This window comes from Kitasatospora nipponensis (genome assembly GCF_039528135.1).
GTDB lineage: Bacteria > Actinomycetota > Actinomycetes > Streptomycetales > Streptomycetaceae > Kitasatospora > Kitasatospora nipponensis.
The window spans coordinates 1-4,171 of sequence record NZ_BAAALF010000342.1; the positions used below are offsets into that span (position 1 = coordinate 1).

The 4,171-nt window shown below is 76.5% G+C and carries 4 protein-coding genes and 1 pseudogene; 4 read left to right on the forward strand and 1 reads right to left on the reverse strand.

Going from position 1 to position 4,171, the window contains the following annotated elements; translation table 11 throughout:
• Positions 1–224, forward strand: a pseudogene (locus tag ABD323_RS39745) (hypothetical protein); the annotation flags it as partial.
• Here ABD323_RS39745 and ABD323_RS39750 read toward each other — a convergent pair.
• Positions 189–1,217 (reverse strand): polysaccharide deacetylase family protein, encoded by a 1,029-nt coding sequence (locus ABD323_RS39750; RefSeq protein ID WP_344446985.1) that lies wholly within the window; start codon positions 1,215–1,217, stop codon positions 189–191. The pseudogene ABD323_RS39745 and the gene ABD323_RS39750 sit on opposite strands and share 36 nt — an antisense overlap.
• Before the next feature lie 233 nt (positions 1,218–1,450).
• Here ABD323_RS39750 and ABD323_RS39755 point away from each other — a divergent pair, with 233 nt between their 5' ends.
• The 3 genes from ABD323_RS39755 to ABD323_RS39765 all read left to right on the forward strand — a co-directional run.
• Positions 1,451–2,266 (forward strand): polysaccharide deacetylase family protein, encoded by an 816-nt coding sequence (locus tag ABD323_RS39755; RefSeq protein WP_344446986.1) that lies wholly within the window; start codon positions 1,451–1,453, stop codon positions 2,264–2,266.
• Positions 2,259–3,464: a glycosyltransferase gene (locus ABD323_RS39760; RefSeq protein WP_344446987.1), complete on the forward strand. Its 1,206-nt coding sequence runs from the start codon at positions 2,259–2,261 to the stop codon at positions 3,462–3,464. Before ABD323_RS39755 ends, ABD323_RS39760 begins: the two co-directional genes overlap by 8 nt.
• A gap of 10 nt (positions 3,465–3,474) precedes the next feature.
• A partial coding sequence (locus ABD323_RS39765; RefSeq protein WP_344446988.1) for a sugar transferase occupies positions 3,475–4,171 on the forward strand: 697 nt, incomplete at its 3' end.

A 4,171-nucleotide genomic window follows, 5' to 3' on the forward strand; every position in this document is an offset into this window, starting at 1 on the left:
CCGCCGAGGCGGTGCGCCGGGTGCTCGCCGCCGGCGCCGCGCCCCGGCGGGCGGCGCCCGGCGTGGCCGGCTCGCTGACCGTGCTGCACAGCGGCCGCCCCGGCGCACTGCCGGCCGTCGCCGCGCACTACGCGCAGGGACGCGCGCAGCTGGCCGACCTCGCCCCGCTGCCGGCCGACCCGCTCGCGCTACTGGCCGCGCCAGCGGCTGACAGCCGGGTGTAGTCCCGAGAGCACGGTCGCGAGGTGGCGCCGACCGCCGGAGGCGTCCACTTCCAGCCGACTCACCCGCAGCGCCTCGTCGGGCAGCCGGGCACTGTGCCGGTGGTCGCTCAGGAAGCCCGTCCGGTAGCCGAGCTCGTCCAGCAGGCCGGCCGCCCGCGGCTCGAACTCGCCGCCGGGGTAGGCGAAGGCGGTCGGCGGCCGCCCCAGCCAGCCGGTCAGCGCCTGGTGGCCGGCCATCACCTCGGTGCGCACCGTGGCGTCGTCGCAGCGCCGTAGCTCCGCGCCGCCCAGCGTCTGGTTGCCGATCGCGAAGGGGCCGGCCGCCAGCTGCCGCAGCTCCTCGGGGGTCAGCCGCGGCCGGCGCGGCGCCTGCGCCCGGGCGCTGACCCGCAGCTCGTGCAGGCTGCGGCGGCGGTCCGGGTCCGGCGGCGCGGCGAGCAGCGCGAGGCGGCCGGTCGTCCCCTCCGCCCCGGCCCCGGTCAGCGCCCGGGCGTGACCGCCGTGCTCCAGCAGGAACGCCGCCTCCTGGCGCCAGGACGGCCGGTCGGTGCCGACCAGTTCGGTGACCACGAACGCCACCGCGGGCACCCCGCGCGCCGCCAGCGCGGGCAGGGCGTGCTCCAGCACGCTGCGGTCCGCGTCGTCGAAGGTGATCAGCACACTGCGCGGCGGCAGCGGGCGGCCGTGCGTGACCGCCAGCTCCAGGGCGCGCAGCGAGATCGGCACGGCGGTGCGGCAGAGCCGGTCGAGCTGGGCGCGGAAGCTGCGCTGGTCGGGCACCCGGCGGTAGGCCAGCACCGCCAGGCGGCGGGCCGCGCGGGCCCGGAAGACCGGCTGGGCGGGGGAGTAGCGCAGCCACTGGGCCAGCCGGTCGGCGCCCGCCCGCGCCGGGTCGGTGTCCTGCGGCGCGCCGGTACGGGTCGGTGCCTCGGTGCCCATGCCCAGGGCGGTGCCGGAGAACAGGTCGGTTACGGTCGTCAGGTCCGGTGTCATGGTGTCCGGTCGCGGCACGATGCCCCCCAGGCGAGGCCGGGCTGACCCGGCGTGAGATCGCTCAATGTAGTCCAGACTCCTACACCCCCCGCAGGGTTGTAGGCCGTGGCGGCATCGTCACCTGCGGTCCGATTTTCGACCTATCTTTCCGCTTCTTTCACAAAGTCGGAGCGCCCGGACCGCAACGCCCCTAGGGTGGTCCCCGTCCAACGCTGCGCGGTGGAGGGGGAGCGATGGGGCGGACCACGGCTGCCCGCACGCTGATCAAGAACCGGCTGGCCGGCGTCGCCGGCAGTCGGCCGGGCGACGGCGCGACGCTGCTGATCTACCACCGGGTGGGCGGCGGCTCACCGGACGAACTCGACCTCGCCACCCGTGACTTCACCGCCCAGGCGGACCTGCTGGCCGAGCTGCCGGTGGGCCGGGTGGTGACGCTGGACCAGGCCGCGGACCGGCTGGAGCGCGGCAGCCGCACCCCCGGCGTGGTGCTGACCTTCGACGACGGCTTCGCCGACGTCCACCGGCACGCCTGGCCGGTGCTGCGCGAGCGCGGCCTGCCGTTCACCCTCTACCTGGCCAGCGGTCACGTCGGCGGCGCGATGCGCTGGGAGGGCTCGACCGCGCGCGCCGCCGCGGCCCCCGCGCTCAGCTGGGAGCAACTGGCCGAGATGGTCGGCAGCGGCCTGTGCACGGTGGCCAACCACACCCGCAGCCATGTCCGTCCGGCGCTGCTCAGCTGCGCCGAGCTGGACGCCTGCAACGACCAGGTCGAGGAGCGGCTCGGGGTGCGGCCGCGCCACTTCGCCTACCCCTGGGGCGTCCCGGTCGCCCACATGGAGCCCGCCCTGCGGGCCCGCTTCCGCACCGCCGCCACCGGCCTGGTGGGCCGCAACCTGCCGGGCACCGACCCCCTGCGCCTGCACCGGGTGCCGGTGCGCCGCACCGACCCGATCGACTTCTTCCGGGCCAAACTGGCCGGCGCGCTGCTCCCCGAACGGGCCTACGCCGCCCTGGTGAGCGCCGCCAAGGCGGTGGGCGCCCGTGCCTGACGCCCGGTTACCCGACGCGCCGGCCGCGGGACCGCCGCCGCTGCCCCGGCTGCGCGGGCCGGGCGGCCGCCCGCTGCGGGTGGCGCACCTGACCACCGTCGACATGAGCCTGCACCTGCTGCTCGCCGCCGAGTTGCGGGCCGACGTGGAGGCGGGCCTGGAGACCTTCGCGCTCAGCGCGCCGGGTCCCTACGTGCCGCAGATCGAGCGCCTGGGCGTGCGGCACCTCGCGCTGCCCTCCCTCACCCGCGCCTGGCGGCCCGGCCGCGACCTCGCCGCGGCCGGTGAACTGCTGGCCGCGCTGCGCCGGTTGAGGCCGGACGTGCTGCACACGCACAACCCCAAGACCGGCGTGCTCGGCCGGGTGCTGGGCCGCCTGGCCGGGGTGCCGGTGCTGGTGAACACCTGCCACGGGCTCTGGGCCCAGGCCCACGACCCCTTCGTGAAGCGGGCGTTGGTGCTCGGCGCGGAGCACGTCGCGGCCCGCTTCTCGCACGCCGAGCTCTACCAGAACGCCGAGGACCGGGCCACCCTGGCGAGCACCGTGCCGGCCCGCCGCTCGCGGCTGGTCGGCAACGGCATCGAGCTGGCCCGTTTCACCGCCGACCCCGCCGACCGTGCCCGCATCCGCGCCGAACTGAAGGTGGCACCGGGTGAGTTGCTGGTCGGCGCGGTGGGCCGCCGGGTGGCCGAGAAGGGCGTGGCCGAGTTCGCGGCCGCGGCCCGGGCGCTGGCCGGCCGGGCCCGCTTCGTCTGGATCGGCCCCCAGGACCCCGACAAGCCGGACGCCCACCGCACGGACGAGGACGCGGTGGAGTTCCTCGGCCGGCGCACCGACCTGCCCGCGCTCTACGCGGCGATGGACGTCTTCGCGCTGCCCTCCTACCGCGAGGGCTTCTCCCGTTCGGCCATGGAGGCCGCCGCCAGCGGCCTGCCGATGGTGCTCAGCGACATCCGCGGCTGCCGTGAGATCGGCCGCCACGACACGGAACTCCTGCTCACCCCGGCGGGGCACCCCGGCGCGCTGACCGCCGCCCTCGACCGGCTGATCACCGACCCCGAGCTGCGCGCGCGGCTCGGGGCGGCGGCGCGAGCCCGCGCCCACCTCGCCTTCGACCAGCGGGCGGTGGCCCGGATCTCCCTGGAGACCTACGCCGCCGTCGCACGTGCCAGACACCTGCCCTGGAGAACCGTCTGAGGAGAGCGTCATGAAACGTGGGGGGGATCTGCTGGTCACAGCACTCGCGGGGGTCGTCGCACTCCCGCTGGGGCTGCTGATCGCCCTGCTGATCCGGTGCACCATGGGGGGCCCGGTGATCTTCCGACAGACCCGCAGCGGCCACGCCGGCGCGGAGTTCCAGATCCTCAAGTTCCGCACCATGCGGGACCGCCGCCACCCCGACGAACCCGACGCACCCCGGATCACCCGGCTCGGCGCGCTGCTGCGCCGCACCAGCCTGGACGAACTGCCGCAGCTGGTCAACGTGGTGCGGGGCGAGATGGCCGTGATCGGACCGCGGCCCACCCTGCCCGAGCAGGTCGCGCACTACTCGCCGCGCCAGCGCGGGCGGCTCGCCGTCCGCCCCGGACTGACCGGCTGGGCCCAGGTGCAGGGGCGCAACGCGATCAGCTGGCCCGAGCGGATAGAGCTGGACCTCTGGTACGTCGAGCACGTCTCGCTCCGCCTGGACCTGCTGATCCTGTGGCGGACCGTCGGCGTCCTGCTGCGGCCGACCGGGATCACCGCGGCGGGCGGGGTGAACCCGGGCTTCCCACTGCCGGACCCGCTGGCGGTGCCGACTGCGGTACCGGCGCCGGTCGAGCCCGCGGCGTCGCACGCGCCGGCCGCGCCGGTCCGCCCGGCGGCCTTCGCGCACCCGGACCCGCACGGCGACCCGCACGGCG